We start from the raw sequence: 24791 nt of genomic DNA, 5'->3' as shown, positions 1-24791 counted from the left end.
GGCATATCTGACACGAATCTGAGACTGGCAGGTCAAGTCGCATGTCCGTGAACTTCTGACGGGGTATCGCTCCGGGAGTCCGGAACTTGCGCGTGCCGGTGAACCCCGTGATGAGTACGCACCGTCGACATCGCTGGAAGCCAGGTATGCGGCGAAGGCTGCGGAGCTGGGGGTCTCCTCGCGTTCGGTGAGGAGATGGGTCACCGCGTTTCGTGAACAGGGCGAAGTGGGGCTCGCGCCGAGCCAGGGATCGACCCGGAAGTCGCAGGTCGCGGTCGACGAGCGGTGGGTGGAGACCGCGGTGGAGGTGATGGTCGAGCACGCCGACCAGTCGCGGCCGTCGAGGACGATGGTGATCGGGCGGACCCGGGCTCGGGTGATCGCGCGGTTTGGCGAGGGGGTGGTGCCGCAACCGAGTCGAGCGACGGCCTTTCGGCTGCTGGAGGAGCTGGAGCGACGCCATCCGCTGTTCCGGCTGAGTACGAAGCGCAACCGGGACATCGCAGGTCGGCCGGAGGGGCCGTACGGCAAACTGCGGCCGACGCGGCCGGGCGAGTACCTGCTGATGGACTCCACCCGCCTGGACGTCTTCGCGTTCGACCCGCTGACGCTCAAGTGGGTGCAGGCCGAGCTGAGTGTCGGTATGGACTGGTACACCCGCTGCATCACGGGCATCCGGCTCACGCCGGTCTCGACGAAGGCAGTGGATGTCAGTGCGGTGCTGTTCCAGTCGTTTCGACCGAGGCCGGCGGGGCGGGACTGGCCGCGGCACGCGGTCTGGCCCGAGCACGGCATCCCCCGCACCGTTCTGGTCGACGTCGACGGTGTCACCGGGCCGGGTCTGGCCACGCCTCCTCTGGTTCCCGAGACGCTGGTCCTCGACCACGGAAAGGTCTACGTCTCGGAGCACCTGACCAGCGTCTGCCGACGGATGGGTATCTCCATCCAGCCGGCCCGGCTCCGGACGGGCCGCGACAAGGGGCCGGTCGAGCGCTACTTCCGGACCCTGCGGGAGGGACTGCTGCAGGTGCTGCCCGGTTACAAAGGGCCCGACATCCACTCGCGGGGCGAGAGCCCGGAGGACGACGCGTTCTTCTTCCTCGACGAGCTTGAGTCGATCATCCGGGAGTGGACCGCGGCGGTCTATCACTGCCGGCCGCACTCCAGCCTGGTCGATCCGGGCCTGCCGGGTCTGCGGATGTCCCCGGCGAAGATGTTCGAGCACTGCATCGCCCGCGCCGGTTACATCGAGGTTCCCCGGGATCGCGATCTCGCCTTCGAGTTCCTCCAGACGAAGTGGCGCACGGTCCAGCACTACGGGGTCGAGATCGGCCGCCGCCGCTACAGCGGCCCCGGCCTGCCCGAGCCCGGTGTCCGCAGCCCCTACGACAGTCCGGTCAAGAACGGCTGGCCCTTCCAGGTGGATCCCGACGACATCACCCGGATCTACTTCCGTGATCCGGCTACTCGGGCCTGGCACACGCTGGTCTGGGAGCACGCGCCGTCGGCCGAGATGCCGCTGAGCGAGGACGCGTTGACGTTCGCCCGGCAGCTGGCTGCCTCGAAGTATCGCTTTCCCGACGACCGGCTTGCCGTCGCTGATTTGTTGGAGCGGTGGAATCTCGGCCTGGGCACCACGATTGCCGAGCGGCGCATGGCCCTGCGGCTCTCGCGTGAGCAGGCGGCCATCGAACTTCCGGAGAGTGAGGCGGAGACGGTCGTCTCGCTTCCGTCCGTACGCAAGGCCCTCGGCCAGGACGAGCAGACCGCGGAACTGCGGGAGCCCGACGTGGTGGCGGAGACAGGGGACGATGACGAGGCTGATCTGGAGGACCTCGCCGGGGAGAGCGACTTCTACGCCGATGCCCTGGAGGACGTGTGAACGGCGGCAGCGGTCTGCAGCCGGGCAGTCTTGCCTTGTCGCGGAAGGAGGACTTCAAGGCGTTCGCCGAGAGCCCTCGCCGCAGCCGGCCTGACCTGCTGACTCGCAAGCAGCTGAAGTCCCTGGCAACGCAGGCGCGGGCGGACTACGACCGTCAGCGCCGGCAGTGGCACGCGAACATCGGCCCGGTGAAGACGCCGCAGCTGACGGAGCTCCATGAAGACCTATGGGACATCGTCGACAGCAACGAGCAGGACGGCGACAAGGCCAAGGGGGCGGTGGCCGTCGACGCGTTCCCGGGGCTGGGCAAGACGACCTCGGTGCTGGCCTTCGCCCGGGACTTCCACCAGAGGGAGATCGAGGAGTCGGGAGCGTTCACGAGCCAGGGGCACGAGCGGATCCCTGTCTGCCGGGTCGGACTGACCGGGAACACCGGAATGGCTCGGGTTCTCCTTCGCCTGCACCCGGCACCGCAGGTTGCTGGCGGACTGCTGTCCGCACTGCGGGAGGGTGCCGCGGCAGCGGCCCCGTTCCGGCCGGTCCGTCCCTCGGTCTGAACTCTGCGGCAATCCACCGACCCGTCTCACCCGCCCGTTCTCGGCTGGCTGCGGCACCGATCTGACCCGCGCTTCGACACTTCTTCTGCCTCCTGGCCATCCGGTTCTCACGGCGCAGGACCGAGTGATGGAGATCATCGACGGGTCACCGGCTGCCTTCGGCCCCTACCGGACCTGTCCCCAGCCGGCACCGGCGGTGCTGGCGGACATCCGGGCCTTGGGCATCCGCGTCCTGAGCGGCCTGCCCGCAGCCGTCCTACGAGAACAGATCCCGGCTGACATCGCAGAAGCTCACCTCAGCACCGATGCGGTCTCCCCGCACACCGGACAGGCCATGGAACGTCCGGGGTTCATGGCCCCGCCCCGAGCCGCGGACACGGCCGTCGCGGTCACCATGGCCCTGAGCATCCTGGAGCAACCAGGAATCCACCCGGCCGGCGAGGCCCTGCGGAGCCTGCTGGAAGCAGTACGCGAGGAACTCACGCAGATCTCGGCGACCAGCATCGACAACTGGGGCAGGGGCATCAGCCCGGTGCTGCAGTCCGTGCACCTGGCGGCCCTCGCCCCTTCCCTCCGCCCCAGCGAATACGTCCGCTACCGCATCACGACCGAGACCCCCCGCCGGCCGACCCGGACCACTCGGGACATCGAGCAGCGAGCCAGGAAGATCCCCACGATGTTCTGGCCGCCCTGGACGATCCGTCTCGCACCACTTGAAGGAATCCATGCGCGGGCTCTGGCCCCCGCCCTCGCCGCCCTGCTGCTGATTCCCGACAGCCGCACATCCCTGGACCAAGCAGCCGGGCTGATCGGCGACGCCATCGACGGCACTGAGGTGTCACGCCTCCTCCAGGAAGTCGACGACCTTCCGCAATGGCCGGGCATCGCCACTGCCCTGGACCGGCTCGCGGACTACCTCGATGCCAACGGCACCCCCATCGATTACGGCCGGCGCCGACTCCTGGACTACACCAGCCTGCTTCCTCATGATCGCTGGCTGGAGATTTGCCGCCGCACCGGAACACCACCGGGAACCGGACGGCGCGAACGCATCGCACGCAGCCAGCTCTTCCAACGTCTGAGCGGCCTGCCCGCCGAGTCCGTCCCTGACGACCTGGGCGGGCTCGACAGCGCAGAGTTCCGGGCGACGTCCCTGCGGTTCACCGCGCTTCAGACCCCCGAACTCGTGCACGCCCTCCAGCAGGAAGCTCTCACCTTTCTGGCCTCACACCACATCCACGACGAGCCCGTGACCTGGCAGCCGCCCGCCACCCTGCTGGCAGGGCTCTCCCTTCCTGGACCCGACCCGGCACACGTCGACCTACCCCGCCTGCACCAGCTTGTCCGCGAACGCCAGCACCCTGTTCAGCACGCCGCCCAGGTTCTGGGCACGACCGTCGAGGCCATCCGACATGTTCTCGACGAAAATCCAGCCCCTGCACCCCCGCTGACGAAGAGCACCGCCAGGGCCACGGGCCGCATCCGGCAGCAGGCCCGGCAAGCCATTCCGGCAGAGCGCTTCACCCGGCTCTACCTTGACGAACACCGGTCCCTCCAGCAGATCGCCACCCTCACCGGCTTCTCCCGCAGAGTGCTGACCGACCTTGCCAAGGAGTACGGCATCCCGCTCCGCGAGGGCCCCAAGCACTACAAGCGCCGCGGCACCGTCGAACGGTCCTGGCTCATCGATCAGTACATCCATCGCCGCCGGACCCTGCCGGACCTCGCCCGAGAAGCTGGCATGAGCACCGCGAACATGGCCCGCTGGGCCCATACCCACAACGTTCCGCTGCGATCACGTGGAGGAGCCAGCCACAGTCAGGCACTTCGCGCTGTCGACCAGGCCCATCGAGCCCCGCGCGTCCTCCGGCCAGCGCTAAGGGGTCAGGGTGCCAGCGAACGCTTGAGGCGGTTCGCAGCTGCATCCGCCTTTCCCAGCCTCGGCGCGGCCGCGAGTGGCCTCGGTCTCAACACGTTCACCCTCGTCGCACAGATCAACCGGATCGAGCGAGAGCTCGGCGGGCCGCTGCTGGTCAGAGCCGAACGAGGCCGGCCCATGACGCTGACCCCCTTGGGGAGGAGGGTGCTCAGAGCTATTCGAACGTCTCAAGATGGTGCAGCGTCATGAGATCCGGAGTTCATTCCGGGTCGGAAAGGCGATGAAAGGCTCCGTCGAACTCTCCCGACGCAAGCAGCTCGGCGATCACGCCCACCATGCCTTGGATGCCAGGGACGCGAACGATCAGCCCGTCCGAGCACCAGAAGCACCGGCCACCTGCTGCTTCTCCGGTCCCCTCCCATCTCCTCATCAGCCGGTCTACCTCGGCGAGGGTGAAGATCGTCGCACTCCAGCGAGAGCCATCGGGGAGGTGAACCTCGGCATCCACATTGCAGACCTCATCGAGCGCCTCGTCAGGGCTCGGGAGGAACAGTGCCTCGAATCCTTCGGCGAGGACGCGGTAATAGGGGCCGTCCCATCCGGCGTCGGTCTGCAGTTTGCTCGTCGTGGTGTTCACAGCAGGAGCATCCCAGTAGTCCACGTGACACTCCACAGGAATGGACACCGCAGCGGCTGGCGCGCAGACCGCCGCCATCATTGGCTCGTGATGACATGGATGCGCTGCTACTGGGACGAGGAAGACACCTGGTTCTACTTCGAGGCGCCGCCAGTTGTCCAGTCCGCCGGCGCCCGCAACATTGAGGGTCTCGCCCGCCCACCGTGAACCCGGCGCCAACCACCGGTGAACTCCGTACAACCAGCTCCGCCCTTCGACGGTCACACCAGATAGCCCGCACCCCGTCGACCGAGTGGGAGCCTCCGTGCCACACAGCCGCCGCATCCTGACGTACGCCATCGCAGCCGCCGCTGCGGCCACCGCCGGGTTCGTGTTCCCGTCCGGCGCCACCGCTGCCGCACCCCGTACCGCCACGAGCGACTTCAACGGCGATGGCTACGCGGACCTCGCCGTCGGCGTCCCGGACGGGACCGTCGGCGGCCAGGCCAAGGCCGGGTACGTGAACGTCGTCTGGGGCGGCCCGAAGGGCGTCGGCGCCTACGGAAGCATCCGTGTCACCCAGGCCACTCCCGAGGTTCCCGGCACCCCGGAGGCGGGCGACCGCTTCGGCGCATCCGTGGCCCTGACGGACCTCAACGGCGACGGCATCGCGGAGCTGCTCGTCGGTGTCCCCGGCGAGGACGTCATCGACCGCGGTACGGACGCGGGCATGGTCATCGCGGTAGGCGGCTCGACGGACGGGCCGGGACCGGGGTCGACGGTTCTCACCGGGCCGTCGCCGTCGGCTGCGTACGGCAAGTCCGTCGCGGCGGCCGACCTGACCGGCGGCGACAACAAGGCGATCGTGATCGGCGGCACGGACAAGGTCGTCGCTCGTGTCATCCAGGGTGAAGACAGCATGGTCACCACCGTCGTCGCCGCCCCCATGGGCGGCCGCGCCCCCGTCCTGGTCACCGGCGACTTCGACAGCGACGGCACGGCGGACCTGGCCGTGGCGTACTGGACCGCGGGCGCCCCCACCACGCAGTCCCATGTGCGCCTGTGGAAGTGGGACGCCGGCCGGTCCGCGATGGCCAACTTCTGGAACACGGACAACGCCGGCGTGACCGCCCTGGCCGCCGGCGACTTCGACGGCGACGGCCACGCCGACCTGGCGCTCGGCGAATGCCGTGAGATCGCCGACGAGAACATCGACGACCCGTGCGGCCCCGAAAGACTCGCCAAGGGGGGCGGCATCCACATCCACTACGGAAGCCCCGCAGGCGGCCCGTTCGGCAGCCGCGCCCAGACCCTCAACCAGGACACGGCGGGCGTCCCGGGCGTGGCCGAGGACGGCGACCGCTTCGGCGCCGCCCTCGCCGTCGCCGACGTCAACCGCGACGGCCGCGACGACCTGATCGCGGGCGCTCCCGGTGAGGCCATCGGAAGCAAAGCGGGGGCGGGCGCCGCCTGGCTGCTCTACGGCGGCGCTCAGGGCCTGCTCGACGCCAATGGCGCTGCCACGTCCGTCTCCTGGAACCAGGACACGCCCGGCGTCCCGGGCGTCGCCGAGGCGGGCGACACCTTCGGCGCGGCGGTCGCCTCGGGTGACTGCAACGCCAACGGTGTACCGGATGTCACGGTCGGATCCCCTGGCGAGAACGCCTCCCTGGGCGCCGTATGGCTCCTCCCCAGCGGCTCGGCCGACAGCTCGGCGGCCTTCTCGCCCCGCACGCTCGGCCTCCCGTACCTATCCACGGCTCAGAAGTACGGCAAGCCGCTGAGCAGCCGCTGAGTGCGCCTTACGGAGGTTGCGCCCTCCCCCACAGCGTCGGCCCGCCCGCCGGGCGGCGAGCCGATACCTCCCTGCCCGGAGCACTCGATGTACGCCTCGACAGCTGCGCAACGCAGAGGCGGTGGCAGACCAGGCTCCGCGGCGCCCGTGAGTTCCTTCGTTGAGGCCGCGGTGGCCAACTATCCCTGAGCAAAACGGCCAACCACGGCTGAGCACCGGCCGCCCACCAGCGGACGCAATGGCTGCTGACGCGGAACTGGGTTGCCGAGAGGTTTTGGCCCCGCCCGTGAGACAAGGACCTCGGCGGCCGCGGTGAGGCAGATCAAAGAACAGCAGGCCAGAGTGTTGTGGGAATGCAGCGCCGGCTGAGATCCCACAGCCGGGGCTGGCGTGGAGCCGCGGAAATGCGCTCGACGTCCGGTCACCTGCCGGGTGGACTGGGGGGCATGACGACACCCCAGGAACTTCTGCTGCCCGCCACCCGCCGAGCGTTGTTGCACCGTATCGCCGTAGCGCAGAGCGAGGGGCGGGCGCCGTCGCTGGTCGCGGCGGTCGTCCGGGGCGGGGAGACCGTGTGGCACGGGGCCAGGAGCTCGGTGGACGGACACGGTCCGGACGAGAACGTGCAGTACCGGATCGGCTCCATCACCAAGACCTTCACCGCCGTACTGGTCCTGCGTCTGCGCGACGAGGGTGTGCTGGACCTCGGTGATCCGCTGGAGAAGCATCTGCCGGGCACGAGGGCAGGGGAGATCACCGTCGCCGAACTGCTCGCGCACACCGGCGGGCTGGCCGCCGAGTCGCCCGCGCCCTGGTGGGAGCGGACACCGGGCTCGCTGCGCCCCGAGCTCACGGATGTCCTGGGTGAGCAGCCCTTCCGGCATTCCGTCGGCCGGCGGCACCACTACTCGAATCCCGGTTTCACGCTGCTGGGCGCGCTGGTCGAGGAGCTGCGGGGCGCTCCGTGGCAAGAGGTGCTTCGGCGGGAAGTGCTCCAACCGCTGGGACTGCACCGCACGAGCGGTCGGCCCGAGATGCCGCACGCGGGCGGCTGGGCGGTCCATCCGTGGGCGGATGTGATGATGCCCGAGCCCGCGGAGGACCTCGGCAGGATGGCCCCAGCGGGTCAACTGTGGTCCACCACCGGTGACCTGGCGCGCTTCGCCGTCTTCCTCGCCCGGGGTGACGACCGGGTCCTGAGCGCGGACTCCGTACGGGAGATGCGGACGCCCGCCGCTCCGCCTGAGGCGGCGGACCTGGCGGCGGGGTCCGGCTACGGCCTCGGGATGCAGATCGCGCACCGCGACGGCCGGACCCTGGTGGGACACTCCGGCTCGCTGCCCGGGTTCCTGGCCGGCCTGGCGATCGGTGTGGACGACGACGTCGCGGCGATCGTGCTCACGAACTGCACCTCGGGCCCAGCCGCGTTCACCGTGGCCGCCGATCTCGTGCGGATCGTGGCGGAGGCCGAGCCGAGGATTCCCGAACCCTGGCGGCCGGTGGCCGAGGCCGACAGCGCCGTCCTGGAGCTGGTAGGGCAGTGGTACTGGGGGACTCAGGGGTTCGGGCTGCGGTGGTCGGCCGACGGCCGGCTCACGCTGGAGCCGTTGTCCGGTGTCGGTCGCGGCGCGCACTTCCGGCCGGACGCCGACGGAACCTGGACGGGCCTCGACGGCTACTACGCGGGGGAGGTCCTGAGGGCCGTACGGCGCCCCGACGGCTCGGTGAGCCATCTGGACCTCGGTTCGTTCGTGTTCACCCGTCAGCCGTACGACGACGGGTCTTCCGTGCCGGGTGGAGTGGATCCGGAGGGCTGGCGGGGGATCCAGTAGCCGACGCCACGTGGGAGGCGGCCCGTTTCACGTGAAACGGGCCGCCTCTGTCCTCAGTGCGTCTCAGAGGGGGAGTTTGAAGCCGACGTGCGAAGCAGTGAAGCCGAGACGTTCGTAGAAGCGATGGGCATCGGTGCGGGTGACGTCGGAGGTCAGCTGGACCAACTGGCAGTCCTGACGCCGGGATTCCTCGATCGCCCATTCGATGAGCTGGGTTCCCAGGCCGCTGCCGCGCTCGTCGGCGTGGACGCGCACGCCTTCGATGACGGAGCGCGTCGCCCCCTTGCGTGACAGTCCGGGGATCACCGTGAGCTGAAGCGTTCCGACCACGCGGCGCTCGCGAACGGCGACCATCAGATGCTGATTCGGGTCACCGCTCAGACGCTCCAGGGCGGCGAGATACGGGCTCAGGTCGTCGGGTGACTCGCGTTGCGCGCCGAGCGGGTCGTCCGCGAGCATCGCGACGATCTCAGGCACGTCGTCGGCGACCGCGGCACGTATTTCAAGATCTGCCATGAGCGGCACCCTACGCAGGCGCCGTAGGCTGCGCCGGCACGTTCGCCGACTCCACGACCCGGACCAGTGGGGCCAGATCCGGGTTCTTCGCGGCCTCGTCGAGCGCCTCCCGCAAAGCGGCGTCATTGGTGGGCCGGGCCTCGTCGAGGAGCTGGAGTCCCGCCTCGCTGACGTTCGTGTAGATGCCGCGGCGATCGGTCGGGCACAGGTAGCGCGAGAGCAGGCCACGGTCCTCGAGGCGAGTGACGAGCCGCGTGGTGGCGCTCTGGCTCAGCACGACCGCGTCCGCGACCTGCTTCATCTGGAGATGACCGCCTTCACCGTCGTGCTGCCTGCTCAGGACGTCGAGCAGCGAGTACTCCCGCACGCTCAGGTCGTGCTCGGCCTGCAGCGCTCGCTCGATGTGGGCCTCGATCCTCCCGTGCAGCAGGGAGAGAGCGCACCAGCCCTGAGCGAGGGCGGTGAGCGCGGGGTCCGTGGCTGTCATGGCGTTTTCCTCCGTCCCGGAGCGGCTGAAGCCCAGGATAGACCACAATCGAAATATCCCGCGGTTGCATATAGCCCGCGTCTGCAACTATTGTGAACGCACGCAAAGCGCTCCTGCAATCTTTTGGGAAGGTGTACCCCACCATGCCTCTCGCGCTTCTGGCCCTCGCGATCGGGGCCTTCGGAATCGGAACGACCGAGTTCGTGATCATGGGCGTGCTGCCCGAGGTCGCCGGTGACTTCGGTGTCTCCATCCCCACAGCCGGTCTGCTGGTGACCGGATACGCCCTCGGGGTGGTGATCGGAGCCCCGATCATGACCGCGTTCGGTACTCGTGTGTCCCGCAAGCGGATGCTGATGCTGCTCATGGGGCTGTTCGTGATCGGCAACCTGCTCTCCGCCGTCGCGCCCGCCTTCGGACTGATGCTGGTGGGACGAGTGATCGCGTCCCTCGCTCACGGCGCCTTCTTCGGCATCGGGTCCGTGGTGGCCGCCGAGCTGGTCGCGCCGGAGAAGAAGGCCGGCGCGATCGCCATGATGTTCAGCGGTCTCACCATCGCCAATGTCGTCGGTGTCCCGCTGGGCACACTGGTCGGGCAGTCGGCGGGCTGGCGCGTCACCTTCGCGGGCGTCGCGGCGCTCGGTGTGATCGGGCTGCTGGGCATCGCCAAGCTGGTCCCCGAGATGCCCAAGCCGGAGGGTGTGCACCTGCGGCACGAGCTGGCCGCCTTCAAGAACGTCCAGGTCCTGCTGGCCATGGCGATGACCGTGCTCGGCTTCGGCGGCGTCTTCGCGGCCATCACGTACATCGCGCCGATGATGACGCATGTCGCGGGCTTCGCCGACGGCTCCGTCACCTGGCTGCTGGTCCTGTTCGGCCTCGGCATGGTCGGCGGGAACCTGATCGGCGGCAGGTTCGCCGACCGCTCGCTGATGCCGATGCTCTACATCTCCCTGGGCGGTCTCGCGGTCGTGCTCGGCCTGTTCACCGTCACCGCGCACAACAAGATCCTCGCGGCCGTCACGATCGCTCTGATCGGAGCACTGGGCTTCGCCACCGTGCCGCCGCTGCAGAAGCGGGTCCTCGACCAGGCGCACGGCGCCCCCACGCTCGCCTCGGCCGTGAACATCGGCGCCTTCAACCTCGGCAACGCCCTCTCGGCCTGGCTCGGCGGCCTCGTCATCGCGGCCGGCCTGGGCTACACCGCTCCCAACTGGGTCGGCGCCGTCCTCGCCGCGAGCGCCCTCGTCCTAGCCGTCGTCTCGGCCGTGCTGGAGCGCCGTACGGAGACGCCCAGCGCCGTCGTAGCCGGCGTCGCGCCCGCCGAGCAGCGGGCCGCGGTCCACCACTGACCCGAGCCGAACGCGGAGCGAGGCCAGGGCCGCCCCGCCCCGCCGGCTCGCACGACGTCGCGACACCTCCAAGCATCAGCACCACCCCGCGACACCCCCAAGAAGGAGAAGACCCCTCATGAGCACCACCACTGCCGTCGCCCCGCTGACCGTCGAGGACGCCGAGGTTCTCGTCACCGCGGCCCGCCGTGCCGCCGAGGCGGCCGGTGTCCGAGTCAGCGTCACCGTCCTCGACGCGGGCGGTCACCTGCTCGCCTTCCGACGTGACGACCAGGCCGTGCTGATCTCCGGCGAGACCAGCACCCGCAAGGCCTACACGGCACTCCAGTTGAACTCCGCCACCGCCGACCTCGTCGACGCGGTTCAGCCCGGAGGCCTCTTCCACACGCTGCCGACCGCACTCGACCGTCCCCTGCTGTTCATCGCGGGTGGCGTCCCGGTGCACCGTAAAGGACGGCTGATCGGCGCGATCGGGGTCGGCGGAGGCATGCCGGACCAGGACCACGGTTTTGCCTCCACCGCGGTCGAGACGCTCGTCTGACACGCGCCGACCGGCGAAGCCCCGGCCCAGGTCCGCTCCGACCGAGGTAGGTCACGCTCCGGCCCAAGTCCTGTCCGACCCGGGCCGTTCGGCTGCGGCAGGGATCGGCAGGGAAGTGCCGGCCCCACCATCTGGTGGGGCCGGCACTTCCGTGTGCACATGCGGAGGGGCACTCGGCCGACCGGTCCGCGGTCATGGCCCGGCATCCGGTCCGGACACCAGGCGGCCGCGCCCGGTCCCCGCTACCCGGCGGCCACTGTCAGGGGCGCGAAGCGTCGCGTCCAGTCCCCGGGCAGCTCCGGGATTTTGTAGGACATGACCGCGTTGAAAGCGACGGACGTGAGGCCGCGCTCCTGCACCCACGACAACAGCTCTTCGTGTCGCAGGTCGATATCGGTACGCAGCGGACGGTCGGTGTGGGCGGCGAGCGAGGTGATGAGGGCCTTCGCCGTCTGCGTGTCACGAGCGATCAGCGGGCCGACCACGTGGTTGTCCATGTTGGGCCAGGCCGCCCCGTATCCGATGATCCGGCCGCCCTCCTCGGCGACGCGCAGCTGATCGGAGAAGGCCGGGAGTCGTGTGATCATGTGGGTGCGATCGACGCCGAAGACCTCCTCGTCGAGCCGGAGAATCGTGGAGAGATCCTCGGCGGTGGCCGCACGCGTGAAGACGTCGGGCGCCTGCCTGTCTGGAGTGAAGACTCCGCGGACCATCTCGGCGCGGCCGGTGACCTTGAAGCCCAACTCCTCGTAGAGCGGGCGGCCGTGCGGGGTCGCGTGCAGGGTCAGCGGCGTGGCGCCCATCTCGGTGACGACATGGCGCATGAGTCGACGTCCGACACCTTTGCGCGCATGACGCTCGGCGACGAGCACCATGCCGATCGCGGCCAGTTCAGGTCGCTCCCGCGGTCCGTACTCGGTCACAACACAAGCGGTGGCGAGGCCGCCGTACGGATCGTCGATTCCATAACCGGTCCCCGCCGCGAGCAGGAGACCCCACTTGTGTTCCTCGCGCGGCCACCCCCGGTTCTCGGACAGGTCGGCACAGGCGGTGAGATCGCGAGGCGTCAGGCGGCGGACGGGGAGATCGGCGAGGGAAGGTGTCGACACGCAGGTCAGGCTGTCCGACCTGCAGCCCTGGCGTCCACCGGTTTGCGGCCGGATGTACGTGCTTTTGGCCACGCCATACACAACCGCACAGCACGCGGACAGATGTTTCACGTGAAACAACACGGACAGGGGCATTCCAGCGCCGCTGTCTGCCGAATCGGCGGAACGGGCGGCAATTGCCGATATCGCATCCAAGGTGGAGATCGCGAAGTAGCCATGTGAAGGGTTCGGAGAGGGCCGGGGTGATCTGTCGGACGCGTGCGAATGCCTGTGAAATGGCCCGCCCTGCACGGCAATTGGGCGACATTGATGCATCGCCCCCGGGCCGTTCACGGGGAGGACGAGGAGGACTTGTGCCTGGGGCGCCTGCCGGTATGGTCGACTCCGGTTCACCTCCGTCGAGACGTAGGCATGTCCTCAGGGGGCTGAACGCAGGCCAATGCAGCCTAACGGGACGGAGAGATCGAAGACCCGCATTTTCCCTTGCGTGACCGGGCGTTGATGCGGCGTGGCATGCTGCGGTGAGGCCACTGCGGCCAATGTCACATTCGCTCCTTACTTGTCCTTACGTGACGGAAATGCGAGTCCAATGTGGCCGCATTGGCCGACGGGGACTGAACCGGGAAAGAGGGCGAGCCGTCTGCGGGGGAAAGCAGGCATCTTCCGACCGCGGAGGTGCGCAGACCGATCGAAATATGTTCGAGGCGAGGCACACCATGGACGCTCCGACCACGGCGTCGGCCGACAAGGGCACTTCCGGCGGCAACGGCGGGGGCGGTTGGTTCACACACCGCCAGGAACCGGCGCCCGCCGACGGTGATCAGGGGGCATCCGACGGCCGTCGGCTCGCAGCGATGCGCCCCGTCCGCCGGCCCACCACGCCGCAGGGCGAGCCCGGCCAGGAAGCGGACCAACGGATGCCGCCCACGGCACCGGCCGCGCAGGAACGAATATCCCCGTCGGCGCAGGCTCCCCGTGACGCGGCAGCCCCTGCGCCACAGGCCCCCCGTGACACGGCACCGCAGACCCCGTACCAAGTGGCGCCGTACGAGCCCCGGCGTCCCGGGACGGAGGCCGTCGGCGGAGCCGCACAACCCGTGTCGGTGGCCTCACAGCCCGCGTACGGCCCTCCCCGGCCCGCACGCGATGCCCGGCAGCCGGAATCCGTTCCTGCCCCGCGAGCGCCGGGACGGACGCCCTACCCGACTCCGGGCCCGAAAGTGTCTCCCGACGCCGTGCTGATCCGCCGGACCATGGCGGAGGTCGGCCCGGTGGCCGACAAGGTCACCTCCTACTTCTACGCACTGCTCTTCGTGCGCCACCCGGAGCTGCGCCAGCTGTTCCCCGCCGCGATGGACACTCAGCGGGACCGGCTTCTCAGGGCCCTGCTGACTGCCGCCGAGCACATCGACAACACCGAAGTCCTCGTGGCGTATCTGCAGAACCTCGGCCGTGGGCACCGCAAGTACGGCACCAGACCGGAGCACTACCCGGCCGTCGGCGAGTGCCTCATCGGCTCGCTCAGCAGGTATGCCTCGGGGAGCTGGGACGCCGATACGGAGGCGGCCTGGGTGCGCGCGTACACGACGATCTCCCAGGTCATGATCGACTCGGCGGCAGCGGACGAACTGCTCGCGCCTGCCTGGTGGTACGCCGAGGTTGTCTCGCACGATCTGCGGACCCTGGACGTCGCGGTCGTGACCGTCCGCCCCGACCAGCCCTATCCGTTCCTCGCCGGCCAGTACACGAGCGTGGAGACGCCGTGGTGGCCGCGGATCTGGCGCCACTACTCCTTCGCCTCGGCCCCCCGCTCCGACGGGCTGCTGTCGTTCCATGTGAAGGCGGTTCCGGCGGGCTGGGTGTCCAACGCCCTGGTGCACCGCGCCCGGCCCGGCGACATCATCCGGCTCGGCCCGCCGGCCGGTTCGATGACCGTCGACCACACCACCGACAGCGGGCTTCTCTGTCTGGGCGGGGGTACCGGCATCGCGCCGATCAAGGCCCTGGTCGAGGATGTCGCCGAGCACGGTGAGCGACGCCCGGTCGAGGTCTTCTACGGGGCACGCACCGACCACGACCTGTACGACATCGACACGATGCTGCGGCTTCAGCAGAGTCACCCCTGGCTTGCCGTACGGCCGGTCGTCGACCAGCAGGCCCACCTTCAGCTGCCGGACGCCGTCCGTGCATACGGGCCGTGGAACGAGTACGACGCGTATCTCTCGGGCCCTCCTGGGATGATCCGCAGCGGTGTGGACGCGCTGAAGGACATCGGCATCCCCTCGGACCGCATCCGCCACGACTCGGTGGAGGAACTCGTGACGGCCGGAGGCTGAACACATCGCGGCCGGGACGGCGTGGATCCGTCTCCCGGCCAGGACGGTTCGACGATCCTCCGGCCCGCGACGGTCAGCCCAGGTCGGGCGCGTGCATCGCCCGTACACCCTCGATGTTCCCGTCGAGATAGTGCCGCAGGGACAGCGGCACGAGGTGGACGGAGGCGATGCCGACCCGCGTGAACGGCACGCGGACGATCTCGTACTCGCCGATCGGCTCGTCCACCTCAGGACCGTGTCTCTGAGACAGGTCCATGGACTCCAGGCGGCAGACGAAGAAATGCTGCACCTTGACGCCGCTCGCGCCGCCGTCGTCGCCGATGTGCTCGACGGTGTCGACGAAGCAGGGCACCACATCGGTGACCTTGGCGCCGAGCTCCTCGTGCACCTCGCGGTGGAGGGCGTCGACGACGGTCGTGTCCTCCGGTTCGACCCCGCCGCCCGGTGTGAGCCAGTAGGGATCGACGCCGGGCTTGGTGCGCTTGATCAGGATCAGGTCGTCACCATCGAGCAGGATGGCGCGGGCGGTGCGCTTGACCACGGGTCGGACGGTCATGGGAGAAATGTGGCCCGGCTGGTTCCACGTGAAACATCGCGACGCCCCCGAACTGCCGCGACGAGCTGTCAGGCCCAGTCGGCAGCGGCCCGCAGCAGCCACTCGTGTGCCCGGGCGATGTGCGGCATGGCCAGCGTCCCCGTGCGGACCACCAGAACGTACGTGCGCAGGGGTGGTACGGCCGGGTCGAGCAGCGCCACGACGTCGCCACGCTCTAGGGACTCGGTGCACAGATACCGGGGCAGGACGGCGAGGCCCGCACCCGCAGCCGCACAGGCCAGGACGGCCCGCAGATCCGGGACGACGACAGTGCCGGAGGCGGCGGGGCGGGAGTCGAAGACGGAGGCCCAGTAGCGGGCGACGAGGGGCAGCGACTCGTGCACCTCGACGATAGGGAGGTCCTCCAACGCGTGGGCACCCTTGCGGCGCAGCTTCCCAGGGCCCACGTGGGCCATCCAGCGCGGAGCGGCGACCAGGACGTGCTCTTCGTCGCAGAGCGGAGTCGCGGTCAGCAGAGCACCGCGTGGGCGGGCCGTCGTGATGGCCAAATCATGATGTCCGGCAGCAAGCCCTTCCAGGGTCTCCTCGGCGTTGCCGAAGGAGGCGCGCAGCGCCAGGCCCTGCCCGCGCTCACCGACCAGCTCGGTGAGCGCGGGCAGGGCCCGCTCCGCGGTGAACTCCGGCGGTCCGGCGAGATGAAGGGTGCGCAGGGACGAGTCCTCGTCGAGGCCGGTCTCGGTGATCTCCACGAGGGCGTCGAGGTGCGGTGCCGCCTTGTGGGCCAGTTCGTCGCCGATGGTCGTGGGGGTCACCCCACGGGCCTGGCGCAGGAACAACGGCCGCCCCAACTGCCGTTCCAGCGTGCGGATCTGTGAGGTGACGGCCGGTTGGGAGAGCCCGAGCAATGCGGCGGCGCGGGTGAAGGAACCGGCCCGGTGCACCGTCACGAACGTGCGCAACAAGGCCAAATCCATGGTGCCCCTCCCCTCCCAGCACCCCCGCGCGAGCCCTAACTATAAATAAGTCGATAGGTCGCTGTCGCTACTGTGATTGGACACTGACACAGAGTCAACTAGCCTTGGTCGCGCGGTTCTTCGCGCGCAGAACCGGGACGGTCCGAGCCACGAGGGGGGAGGCTCGGACCGTCCGTCGTGCGTAGCGAGGCACCGGTCCCGCGGCCGCGCACGACGTCCCGGCTCAGTGGCCGCTCAGAAGGCCTTCACCCCGCGGACTCGTCGAGTGCCCGCAGCAGGTCCGCCACCAGGTCCTCGGGGTCCTCCGCACCGACCGAGAGGCGGACGAAGCCTTCCGGCACCGCGTCTCCGCCCCAGCGCCCCCGCCGCTCCGCCGTGGACCGGACGCCGCCGAAGCTCGTCGCGTCGTCCACCAGACGCAGCGCATCGAGAAAACGGTCGGCATGCGCGCGCGTAGGCAGCGTGAAGGACACCACGCATCCGAACCGCCGCATCTGCTGAGCGGCGATCTTGTGCGAGGGGTCTTCGGGCAGACCGGGATAGCGCAGCCCGGACACCTCGGGCCGCTCCCGCAGGGCCTCGGCGACGATCAGGGCGCTGGAGGTCTGCCGGTCGGCCCGCAGCTGCAGGGTGGCGAGCGAGCGGTGCGCGAGCCAGGCCTCCATGGGGCCGGGGATCGCGCCGACGATCTTCCGCCAGCGCTTCACCGGAACCATCAGCGCACTGTCGCGGGCGGTGACGTACCCCAGGAGGATGTCGCCGTGCCCGGTGAGCATCTTGGTGCCGCTCGCGACCGAGAAGTCCGCGCCGAGCTCCAGAGGGCGCTGTCCGAGCGGAGTGGCCAGGGTGTTGTCGACGGCGACGAGCGTGCCCTGCGCGTGGGCCGCCGTGACCAGCCGCCGGATGTCGCACACCTCGAGCCCCGGGTTCGACGGCGTCTCGAGCCACAGCAGCTTCGCGCCGTCGAGCACCTCCAGCTGGGCGTCGCCGGCGGTCGGGGCGGTGCGCACATCGACGCCGTACGCGGTCAGCTGCTCGCGCACCAACGGGAGCACCTGATAGCCGTCGCCGGGCAGGACCACGACGTCGCCGGCGCGCAGCTGGGAGAAGAGGACGGCGGAGATGGCGGCCATGCCCGAGGGGAAGGCGAGGGTCTCGACGCCGTCCTGCCCGGGGGCCTCCAGCTCGCCGATGGCGCGCTCCAGGAGCGTCCAGGTCGGGTTCTCGTCACGGCCGTAGGCGTACGGGCCGGTGGGATCGCCGGGCAGGTGGAAGTGTGCGGCGAAGACCGGTCCCGGAAGCGTCGGCTCGTACTTGACGGGCTCGGGCAGCCCGGCCCGCACCGCGCGGGTGCCGTCACCGCTCGGCGCGACGAAATCCCCTGAGGTCATGAGACCTGTCCCTCCACTTGCTCCTGTACAGCGGCGAGCAGACCGATGCTCGCCGCCTCCACCATCTCAAGACACTCCTCGAAGCCGTCCATACGTCCGTAATACGGATCCGGGACGTCCGGATCGTCGCCCTGGGCGGGGTCGTACGACCGCAGCAGTCTGACCTTGTCGGCGTCCTCGGAGGTGGGCGCGAGACGGCGCAGCGCCTTCAGGTGGCCGGAGTCGAGGGCGATGACGAGATCGAGGCGGGAGAACCACGAGGCCTGGAACTGCCTGGCGGTGTGGTCGCTCCCGTATCCGTTCGCCTCCAGGACGGCGACGGCCCGCGGGTCCGCGCCATCACCCTCGTGCCAGCCGCCCGTGCCCGCGCTGTCGACCTCGATGAGCTGATCGAGCCCGGCTTCTTCCACCCGGGCGCGGAAGACGGACTCCGCCATCGGGGAGCGGCAGATGTTGCCGGTGCAGACGAAACAGACGCGATAGGGCATGGGTACTCAGTCCTTGCCGTCGGGCAGCACGACGTTGAGCGCCCAGGACACGACGGAGATGATCAGGCCGCCCAGGACGGCGGTCCAGAAGCCCTCGACGTGGAAGCTCAGGTCGAGCTTGTCGGCCAGCCACGAGGTGAGCAGCAGCATCAGTGCATTGACCACGAGCGTGATCAGGCCGAGCGTGAGAATGAAGAGTGGGAAGGTCAGGATCTGCACGATGGGCTTGACCAGGAAGTTCACCAGGCCGAAGACCAGCGCGACGAGCAGCAGCGTGCCGACCTTCTTGCCGGTGTTGTCCCCCGTGAGGGTGATCTTGTCGAGCAGCCACACCGCGACGGCCAGGGCCCCCGCGTTGGCGAGTGTCTTGACTACGAAATTCTTCATGTGTCTGATCGTGGCAGAAGAGATCGACTGGCGAGCAGGCTGTGTGCACAGCTTGTGGGGTACGAGAGCGGACGAGAGCGATGAAGGCATTCCGGCTGGACGAACTGGAGGCGGAACGCGCCGCCAACGAAGGCGCCTACCTGCAGTTCCTGCGCGAGCGGAACATGTCGGTCGGCCTCTACGCGCTCGACGCGGGTGAGCTCGACCCGCAGAAGCCGCACCAGCAGGACGAGGTGTACTTCGTGGTGAGCGGACGGGCCTCGATCACGGTCGGACTGGAGACCACGCAGGTGGCGCGCGGAAGCGTCGTCTACGTGCCCGCGGGCGTCGCCCACAAGTTCCACCACATCACCGAGGATCTGAGGGTCCTGGTGGTGTTCTCTCCGCCCGAGAGCTGACCGCCGCCTCAGGGTTCCCTAGGGGAACGGTCAGGGGAGGACAAGGGATGCGAGGTCCCTGTACGGGTCTCTCCCGGCCTAGCATCGAAGCAGGACATCGGAGAACCCGGAATCACGGCCCCGGACTTGGGGCGACGGGCGAAGAGAGGTAAGGACGAGGGCGATGCGAGAGATCTTCAGCGGTATGCCGTGGTGGGTGAAGTGGGTCGCGGTGCCGGTCATCGCCCTGGTCGTGTTCGGCGGCCTGATAGCCAGCGTCGTCGGATTCGTCATCGGCCTGCTCTTCAAGCTGCTGATCTTCGTCGCGCTGGTCGGCGGACTGATCTACATCGTGCGGAAGTTCATGGCGGGCTCGTCGTCCCGCAGCGACTGGTGAGACGCGAGAGGGTGAGCGGGGGGTAACGGGTGTGCCGGGAAAGGGAACTCCAGGTTCCCTCGCCCGAGGGAAGTTTCCCGGTGAGGCCGTCTGCGAGCGGTGACAGACGGTTAAAGTCCGGAGCTCGACGCGGGGCCGACCCCCGCGGGCAGCGCACAGCCCCCTCCCGTGTTCCCCCGCACGGGCGGTTCCCCTCGCGCTTCGGGAGTGCCCCTTGGCCACGGTTGACACCGCACCCGCAGAATCACCTGCTCCCCCCGTCCAGCGGTCGGGCGGACCCACGGCGTCACGCGTTCCGCCGACCCAGCCCCTGACCACCCCCGGCGAGACCCGCGCCGCACTCCTCCCGCCGGCGCACCCGCCCGCGGAGTCGAACTCCACCACCCTTATCGGCTCGGTGCAGCGCGCGATGCGGCTCCTGGAGGCGGTGGCCTCACGCGAGCACGGGGCGCCCGCCAAGCAGCTGGCCCGGGAGGCCGGGCTCGCGCTGCCGACGGCGTACCACCTGCTGCGCACCCTCGCCCACGAGGGCTATCTGCGCCGGGACAAGGGACTCTTCTTCCTCGGAGAGTCGGCCGAGCGGCTGAGCAGCAGTGGAGCGCAGCAGAAACGTCGCAGCACGATGAGTGACGCACTGGCGCACTGGCGCGATGAGATCGGTGTGCCCGTCTACTACGCGAACTACCGGGACGGCGAGATCGACGTCATCTGCGTCGCCGACAGCCCCGCCGCCCCCGCCGTCGAGGAGTGGGCCGACTTCCGCGAGACCGGCCACGCCCACGCGATCGGTCAGTGCCTGCTGTCCCAGTTGGACGACAAGGCCCGCCGCGACCACCTCGACCGCTATCCGGTGCAGTCGATCACCCCGTACACGGTGCGTGACAACGACAGCCTGTTGCGGCGACTGGAGCGGACGGGGCGCATGGAGCCGGTCGTCGAGCGGCAGGAGTACGCGCTGGGCGCGGTCTGCGCCGCTATCCCCATCACCGCCGGCAGCACGGCCGCGACAATGGCCATTTCTCTCCCTTCCCATCAGGCAGACCGGCTGCTACCTGCCGCACGCCGATTGCAGAGTGAGATCGGCCGGATGCTAGGGACACTCGCGATCTCTATCAGTATCTGAAAACTCACTCCTTGTGATCTCTTGTGCACGTTCTGCAAGATTCCAGCAGTGTCAGGGGGACGATTCCTGGCCAGGGCGACGGCAGACGACGGGGTAGGCGATGCGCGAGTCGGTACAGGCAGAGGTCATGATGAGCTTCCTCGTGTCGGAGGAGCTCTCTTTCCGCATTCCTGTGGAACTGCGATACGAGACCTGTGATCCGTACGCGGTCCGGCTGACCTTCCATCTGCCTGGCGATGCGCCGGTGACCTGGGCGTTCGGACGGGAATTGCTGATCGACGGTGTGGGGCGCCCGTGCGGTGACGGTGATGTGCGCATCGCGCCGGCCGACCCGGAGTCCCTCGGCGAGGTCCTGATCCGCCTTCAGGTGGGTTGTGACCACGCGCTGTTCCGGTCCGGCGCCGCGCCGCTCGTCGCGTTCCTCGACCGCACCGACAAGCTGGTGCCGCTCGGGCAGGAGCGTGCGCAGGCGGGCTTCGACACGCATCTCGACGAGGCCCTCGACCGCATTCTGGCGGAGGAGCAGAGCGCGGGCTGATCCGCATCCTCAAGTGGAGTAACGCTTCCTCACCGTCGGTGCGGCCGGCCGACGGTCTCAGCGCTTACGGCGGCGACCGCCACCGCCGCGCATCGGCGTCCGGGCCCTGGCGGGCTCGGGCACGCTCTGCGCGGCCTCGGGGCGGTCGGCGGCCACGACCAGGGCGGCCAGCGCCGTGGTCACCGGCACGGAGGCGACCAGTCCGATCGAGCCGATCAGGGTGCGCACGATCTCCTCGGCGACGAGTTCGCTGTTGGCCACCGTGGCCACGCTGCTCTGCGCGATCGAGAAGAGCAGCAGCAGCGGCAGCGCGGCGCCCGCGTAGGCGAGGACGAGGGTGTTGACGACCGACGCGATGTGGTCACGGCCGATGCGGATGCCCGCGCGGTACAGGCCGCGCCAGCCCATCGTCGGATTCGCCTCGTGCAGCTCCCAGACCGCGGACGTCTGTGTGACGGTCACGTCGTCGAGGACACCGAGCGAACCGATGATGACGCCCGCGAGCAGCAGACCGCTCATGTCGATGGACGGATACAGGCCATGGATCAGGCCGGTGTTGTCGTCGGTGTTGCCGGTCAGCGCCGCCCATCCGATGAAGGCCGAGCCGAGCACACCGATCAGCACCAGCGAGAGCAGCGTGCCGATGACGGCCACCGATGTGCGGGCCGAGAGGCCATGACACACGTAGAGGGCGATCAGCATGATGGCGCTGGAGCCGACGACCGCCACGATCAGCGGGTTCGAGCCCTCCAGGATCGCCGGCAGGATGAAGAACGTCAGGATCAGGAAGCTGATGGCCAGCGCGACCAGCGCCATGACGCCGCGCATCCGGCCCACGACCACTACGACGATCGCGAAGATCCCGGCCAGCAGGGTCAGGGGGAACTTCCGGTTGACGTCGGTGACCGAGTACTGGAGGTCCTTCGGCGCGGACGGCTCGTACGCGACGACGACCTTCTGTCCCTCGTGCAACTGCCGTGTCTGGTCGGGCTGGACGATCTCCGTGAACGTGCGGCCCTTGTCCTTGCCGGTGTCGATCCGGATCGTGGCCTTCTTGCACCCTCCCTTCGCCCGCTGCTGCGTGGACGAACCCTGGGCGGTGGAGTTGTCGCCGGTCGGCGCCTGCCCCGCGGCGTTCACCGACTTGCAGTCCACTTCGTCGACCTGGGTGACCGTCGCCTGTTGTGTCTGCCGGTCGAAGCCGACGCCGGTCCGCTCGTGGGACGGAGCGCCACCGGGCCAGAGCACCAGGAGACCCACAACGACCGCTGCCGCGAAGGGGATCAGCACCGCGGCGATGACCTTGCGCAGGTGGCGTGAGACGGGCGCGGCCGGGCTGTGGCTGTGACTGTGCGAGTGGCCGTGGCCTCCGCCGGGGCCGTGTGCGTGCCCTCCGTCAGGACTGTTGCCGTGGCCGTCACCCGGACCGCCGCCGCGCCCGTTGCCGGGACCGTGGCCATGGCCGGCGCCTGGTCCACGGCCACCGTCGGATCCGAGTCCGGAGCCGTCACCGGAGCCATGCCGGTGGCCGTCGCCGGAGCCTGCACCGCGGGGCGGCTCGGACGGTGGGAACGGGGACTGCTGCGTCGTGGTCACCGACCGATCATCGCAAGAGCGGCAGGGGCCCTCTGTTCACCGCGCCAGATATGACGCTAGCGTGGAGGCACCTTTGCACACGCGGGAGCTCGGAGCACCGGGCTGAGAGGGCGCTGACCTCCGCCTCAGCGATGTTTCACATGAAACATCGACGGACGGAAGCCGCTGCGTCGACCGCCGAACCTGTTACCGGGTAATGCCGGCGTAGGGAGTAGGTCTCATGACCGACAAGGACGTACGCACGCCTGCCTCCAGCCAGACGGACGGGGCTCCTTCCCCGTCCTCGAACGGCGAGGCCGGGAAGTCCATCGGCTGGCACAAGGGGTACGTCGGGGGTCCGCGCCCCGACGTACGGGTGCCGGTCCGTCAGGTGCACCTCACCAACGGGCAGTCCGTCACGTTGTACGACACCTCCGGCCCGTACACCGATCCAACCGTCGACACCGATGTGCGCAGGGGTCTGGCGCCCCTGCGGGAGAACTGGATCATCGCCCGCGGCGACACCGAGGAATACGCGGGCCGCCCCGTCCGTCCCGAGGACGACGGGATCAAGCACACCTCAACGCGCGGGGGCCTGCGCAACCTCGACGCCGTCTTCCCCGGCAGGCCGCGGCAGCCGCGCCGGGGCCGGGACGGGCAGGCGGTCACGCAGCTCGCGTACGCCCGCCGGGGCGAGATCACGCCCGAGATGGAGTTCGTGGCGGTCCGCGAGAACGTCGAGCCCGAGGCCGTACGCGAGGAGATCGCCGCGGGGCGCGCGGTGCTTCCCGCGAACGTCAACCACCCGGAGATCGAGCCGATGATCATCGGCAAGCGGTTCCTGGTGAAGGTCAACGCCAACATCGGCAATTCGGCGGTCACTTCCTCCATCGAGGAGGAGGTCGAGAAGATGACCTGGGCGACCCGCTGGGGCGCGGACACGGTCATGGACCTGTCCACCGGCCGCAACATCCACACCACCCGCGAGTGGGTGCTGCGCAACTCCCCCGTGCCCATCGGCACCGTGCCGCTCTACCAGGCACTGGAGAAGGTCGACGGCCGCGCCGAGGAACTGACCTGGGACATCTACAAGGACACGGTCATCGAGCAGGCTGAGCAGGGCGTGGACTACATGACCGTCCACGCGGGTGTGCGGCTGCCGTATGTGCCGCTCACCGCGAACCGCAAGACCGGCATCGTCTCGCGCGGCGGCTCCATCATGGCCGCGTGGTGCCTCGCGCACCACAAGGAGTCGTTCCTGTACGAGAACTTCGAGGAGCTCTGCGAGATCCTCGCCGCGTACGACGTCACGTACTCGCTGGGCGACGGCCTTCGTCCGGGCTCGATCGCGGACGCCAACGACGAGGCGCAGTTCGCGGAGTTGCGCACGCTCGGGGAACTCAACACGGTCGCCAAGCGTTTCAATGTTCAGACCATGATCGAGGGCCCGGGACATGTCCCGATGCACAAGATCAAGGAGAACATCGACCTTCAGCAGGAGATCTGCGATGAGGCTCCGTTCTATACGCTCGGCCCGCTGACCACGGACGTCGCGCCGGCGTACGACCACATCACCTCCGGTATCGGCGCCGCGATGATCGCCTGGTGGGGCACGGCCATGCTCTGCTACGTCACACCCAAGGAGCACCTGGGCCTGCCCAACCGCGACGACGTCAAGACCGGTGTCATCACCTACAAGATCGCCGCTCATGCCGCCGACCTCGCCAAGGGGCACCCGGGTGCACAGGAGTGGGACGACGCGCTGTCCGACGCCCGCTTCGAGTTCCGGTGGGAGGATCAGTTCAACCTGGCGCTCGACCCGGACACGGCACGCGAGTTCCACGACGAGACGCTGCCGGCCGAGCCCGCCAAGACGGCCCACTTCTGCTCCATGTGCGGGCCGAAGTTCTGCTCGATGAAGATCAGCCAGAACATCACCGAGCGATTCGGTGGCGCGGCGGCCGAGGGGGCTTCTCCGGAGGAGATCGCCGAGGGGATGCTCCAGAAGTCGAAGGAGTTCGCGTCCAGCGGCAACCGGGTCTATCTGCCGATCGCGGACTGATCCGACGAGGTTCCTGCCGAG

At 69.1% G+C, this 24791-nt stretch carries 22 protein-coding genes, 1 pseudogene and 1 riboswitch; of the genes and pseudogenes, 13 read left to right on the top strand and 10 right to left on the bottom strand.

All coding sequences use genetic code 11. The features are described from left to right. Positions 1-40: 40 nt before the first annotated feature. The 3 genes and pseudogenes from H305_RS47675 to H305_RS51315 form a co-directional block, all read left to right on the top strand. Positions 41-1882 (top strand): annotated as a pseudogene (locus H305_RS47675) (helix-turn-helix domain-containing protein); the annotation flags it as partial. Continuing rightward, on the top strand, positions 1879-2439 hold the full coding sequence (locus H305_RS47670) for a hypothetical protein (RefSeq protein WP_234021247.1): 561 nt from the start codon (positions 1879-1881) through the stop codon (positions 2437-2439). The pseudogene H305_RS47675 and the gene H305_RS47670, both read left to right, overlap by 4 nt. Positions 2440-2566: 127 nt before the next feature. After that, positions 2567-4567 carry a helix-turn-helix domain-containing protein gene (locus tag H305_RS51315; RefSeq protein ID WP_234021245.1) on the top strand — a complete coding sequence of 667 codons (2001 nt, stop codon included), beginning with the start codon at positions 2567-2569 and terminating at the stop codon, positions 4565-4567. A gap of 10 nt (positions 4568-4577) precedes the next feature. On the opposite strand, the gene H305_RS0132235 is transcribed toward H305_RS51315, so the two are convergent. Beyond that, complete coding sequence (locus H305_RS0132235) at positions 4578-4955, bottom strand: hypothetical protein (RefSeq protein ID WP_028804080.1); 378 nt, start codon at positions 4953-4955, stop codon at positions 4578-4580. Positions 4956-5259: 304 nt separating this feature from the next. Between H305_RS0132235 and H305_RS0132230 the strand changes: the two genes are divergently transcribed. Then, positions 5260-6729: an FG-GAP-like repeat-containing protein gene (locus tag H305_RS0132230; protein WP_234021236.1), complete on the top strand. Its 1470-nt coding sequence runs from the start codon at positions 5260-5262 to the stop codon at positions 6727-6729. Positions 6730-7175: 446 nt separating this feature from the next. Next, entirely contained in the window at positions 7176-8561 is a 1386-nt protein-coding gene (locus tag H305_RS0132225; protein ID WP_028804078.1) for a serine hydrolase domain-containing protein, read from the top strand. A gap of 63 nt (positions 8562-8624) precedes the next feature. Here H305_RS0132225 and H305_RS0132220 read toward each other — a convergent pair whose 3' ends face one another. After that, on the bottom strand, positions 8625-9077 hold the full coding sequence (locus H305_RS0132220; RefSeq protein ID WP_028804077.1) for a GNAT family N-acetyltransferase: 453 nt from the start codon (positions 9075-9077) through the stop codon (positions 8625-8627). A 10-nt stretch (positions 9078-9087) separates the two neighbouring features. Beyond that, a complete protein-coding gene (locus tag H305_RS0132215) occupies positions 9088-9564 on the bottom strand; it encodes a MarR family winged helix-turn-helix transcriptional regulator (protein ID WP_028804076.1) in 477 nt (158 codons plus the stop codon). Between the two features lie 143 nt (positions 9565-9707). Between H305_RS0132215 and H305_RS0132210 the strand changes: the two genes are divergently transcribed. Further along, on the top strand, positions 9708-10916 hold the full coding sequence (locus tag H305_RS0132210; protein ID WP_028804075.1) for an MFS transporter: 1209 nt from the start codon (positions 9708-9710) through the stop codon (positions 10914-10916). A 118-nt stretch (positions 10917-11034) separates the two neighbouring features. After that, positions 11035-11457, top strand: a complete 423-nt coding sequence (locus tag H305_RS0132205) for a GlcG/HbpS family heme-binding protein (RefSeq protein ID WP_028804074.1) — start codon at positions 11035-11037, stop codon at positions 11455-11457. A 242-nt stretch (positions 11458-11699) separates the two neighbouring features. Here H305_RS0132205 and H305_RS0132200 read toward each other — a convergent pair whose 3' ends face one another. Further along, positions 11700-12566: a GNAT family N-acetyltransferase gene (locus tag H305_RS0132200; protein WP_028804073.1), complete on the bottom strand. Its 867-nt coding sequence runs from the start codon at positions 12564-12566 to the stop codon at positions 11700-11702. A 695-nt stretch (positions 12567-13261) separates the two neighbouring features. Here H305_RS0132200 and H305_RS0132195 point away from each other — a divergent pair. Continuing rightward, the gene (locus tag H305_RS0132195) at positions 13262-14902 is read left to right on the top strand and encodes a globin domain-containing protein (protein WP_078629358.1); all 1641 of its coding nucleotides are present in this window, start codon (positions 13262-13264) and stop codon (positions 14900-14902) included. Between the two features lie 73 nt (positions 14903-14975). Here H305_RS0132195 and H305_RS0132190 read toward each other — a convergent pair whose 3' ends face one another. From H305_RS0132190 to H305_RS0132170, 5 genes are all read right to left on the bottom strand, one after another. Then, positions 14976-15458, bottom strand: a complete 483-nt coding sequence (locus H305_RS0132190) for an NUDIX domain-containing protein (RefSeq protein WP_028804071.1) — start codon at positions 15456-15458, stop codon at positions 14976-14978. Between the two features lie 68 nt (positions 15459-15526). Continuing rightward, the gene (locus H305_RS0132185; protein WP_028804070.1) at positions 15527-16432 is read right to left on the bottom strand and encodes a LysR family transcriptional regulator; all 906 of its coding nucleotides are present in this window, start codon (positions 16430-16432) and stop codon (positions 15527-15529) included. A 245-nt stretch (positions 16433-16677) separates the two neighbouring features. Continuing rightward, positions 16678-17823 carry a cystathionine gamma-lyase gene (locus H305_RS0132180; RefSeq protein WP_028804069.1) on the bottom strand — a complete coding sequence of 382 codons (1146 nt, stop codon included), beginning with the start codon at positions 17821-17823 and terminating at the stop codon, positions 16678-16680. Further along, complete coding sequence (locus tag H305_RS0132175) at positions 17820-18311, bottom strand: low molecular weight protein-tyrosine-phosphatase (protein WP_028804068.1); 492 nt, start codon at positions 18309-18311, stop codon at positions 17820-17822. The genes H305_RS0132180 and H305_RS0132175 overlap by 4 nt, the downstream gene beginning before the upstream one ends. 6 nt (positions 18312-18317) lie before the next feature. Beyond that, complete coding sequence (locus H305_RS0132170) at positions 18318-18698, bottom strand: phage holin family protein (protein WP_028804067.1); 381 nt, start codon at positions 18696-18698, stop codon at positions 18318-18320. Positions 18699-18778: 80 nt separating this feature from the next. Here H305_RS0132170 and H305_RS0132165 point away from each other — a divergent pair, with 80 nt between their 5' ends. The 4 genes from H305_RS0132165 (at position 18779) to H305_RS0132150 (ending at position 21133) form a co-directional block, all read left to right on the top strand. Then, on the top strand, positions 18779-19096 hold the full coding sequence (locus H305_RS0132165; protein WP_028804066.1) for a cupin domain-containing protein: 318 nt from the start codon (positions 18779-18781) through the stop codon (positions 19094-19096). Between the two features lie 163 nt (positions 19097-19259). Then, entirely contained in the window at positions 19260-19472 is a 213-nt protein-coding gene (locus H305_RS0132160; RefSeq protein ID WP_028804065.1) for a DUF5326 family protein, read from the top strand. 214 nt (positions 19473-19686) lie between these two features. Continuing rightward, positions 19687-20595 (top strand): IclR family transcriptional regulator, encoded by a 909-nt coding sequence (locus tag H305_RS0132155; protein ID WP_234021222.1) that lies wholly within the window; start codon positions 19687-19689, stop codon positions 20593-20595. 100 nt (positions 20596-20695) lie between these two features. Continuing rightward, complete coding sequence (locus H305_RS0132150; protein WP_028804063.1) at positions 20696-21133, top strand: SsgA family sporulation/cell division regulator; 438 nt, start codon at positions 20696-20698, stop codon at positions 21131-21133. 57 nt (positions 21134-21190) lie between these two features. Here the strand turns inward: H305_RS0132150 and H305_RS0132145 are convergent, their stop codons facing one another. Continuing rightward, on the bottom strand, positions 21191-22729 hold the full coding sequence (locus H305_RS0132145) for a YibE/F family protein (protein WP_028804062.1): 1539 nt from the start codon (positions 22727-22729) through the stop codon (positions 21191-21193). Positions 22730-22800: 71 nt separating this feature from the next. Continuing rightward, positions 22801-22957, top strand: a riboswitch (TPP riboswitch). On the opposite strand from H305_RS0132145, the gene thiC reads away from it, so the two are divergent. Further along, on the top strand, positions 22950-24770 hold the full coding sequence (thiC, locus tag H305_RS0132140) for a phosphomethylpyrimidine synthase ThiC (protein ID WP_028804061.1): 1821 nt from the start codon (positions 22950-22952) through the stop codon (positions 24768-24770). Its footprint overlaps the riboswitch before it by 8 nt. Positions 24771-24791: the final 21 nt, after the last annotated feature.

This window comes from Streptomyces sp. 142MFCol3.1 (assembly GCF_000424945.1).
In the GTDB taxonomy this organism is placed as follows: Bacteria; Actinomycetota; Actinomycetes; order Streptomycetales; family Streptomycetaceae; genus Streptomyces; species Streptomyces siamensis.
The sequence above is the reverse complement of the archived record's forward strand: the minus strand, read 5'-3'. Positions and strand labels throughout refer to the sequence as shown.

Excerpts from the sequence above, each read along its gene's own strand:
- H305_RS51315 (WP_234021245.1), top strand. The coding sequence starts at position 2,567 with ATGGAGATCATCGACGGGTCACCGGCTGCCTTCGGCCCCTACCGGACC.
- H305_RS0132225 (WP_028804078.1), top strand. The coding sequence starts at position 7,176 with ATGACGACACCCCAGGAACTTCTGCTGCCCGCCACCCGCCGAGCGTTG.
- H305_RS0132220 (WP_028804077.1), bottom strand. The coding sequence starts at position 9,077 with ATGGCAGATCTTGAAATACGTGCCGCGGTCGCCGACGACGTGCCTGAG.
- H305_RS0132215 (WP_028804076.1), bottom strand. The coding sequence starts at position 9,564 with ATGACAGCCACGGACCCCGCGCTCACCGCCCTCGCTCAGGGCTGGTGC.
- H305_RS0132210 (WP_028804075.1), top strand. The coding sequence starts at position 9,708 with ATGCCTCTCGCGCTTCTGGCCCTCGCGATCGGGGCCTTCGGAATCGGA.
- H305_RS0132205 (WP_028804074.1), top strand. The coding sequence starts at position 11,035 with ATGAGCACCACCACTGCCGTCGCCCCGCTGACCGTCGAGGACGCCGAG.
- H305_RS0132195 (WP_078629358.1), top strand. The coding sequence starts at position 13,262 with ATGTTCGAGGCGAGGCACACCATGGACGCTCCGACCACGGCGTCGGCC.
- H305_RS0132190 (WP_028804071.1), bottom strand. The coding sequence starts at position 15,458 with ATGACCGTCCGACCCGTGGTCAAGCGCACCGCCCGCGCCATCCTGCTC.
- H305_RS0132185 (WP_028804070.1), bottom strand. The coding sequence starts at position 16,432 with ATGGATTTGGCCTTGTTGCGCACGTTCGTGACGGTGCACCGGGCCGGT.
- H305_RS0132180 (WP_028804069.1), bottom strand. The coding sequence starts at position 17,823 with ATGACCTCAGGGGATTTCGTCGCGCCGAGCGGTGACGGCACCCGCGCG.
- H305_RS0132175 (WP_028804068.1), bottom strand. The coding sequence starts at position 18,311 with ATGCCCTATCGCGTCTGTTTCGTCTGCACCGGCAACATCTGCCGCTCC.
- H305_RS0132170 (WP_028804067.1), bottom strand. The coding sequence starts at position 18,698 with ATGAAGAATTTCGTAGTCAAGACACTCGCCAACGCGGGGGCCCTGGCC.
- H305_RS0132165 (WP_028804066.1), top strand. The coding sequence starts at position 18,779 with ATGAAGGCATTCCGGCTGGACGAACTGGAGGCGGAACGCGCCGCCAAC.
- H305_RS0132160 (WP_028804065.1), top strand. The coding sequence starts at position 19,260 with ATGCGAGAGATCTTCAGCGGTATGCCGTGGTGGGTGAAGTGGGTCGCG.
- H305_RS0132150 (WP_028804063.1), top strand. The coding sequence starts at position 20,696 with ATGCGCGAGTCGGTACAGGCAGAGGTCATGATGAGCTTCCTCGTGTCG.
- thiC (WP_028804061.1), top strand. The coding sequence starts at position 22,950 with ATGACCGACAAGGACGTACGCACGCCTGCCTCCAGCCAGACGGACGGG.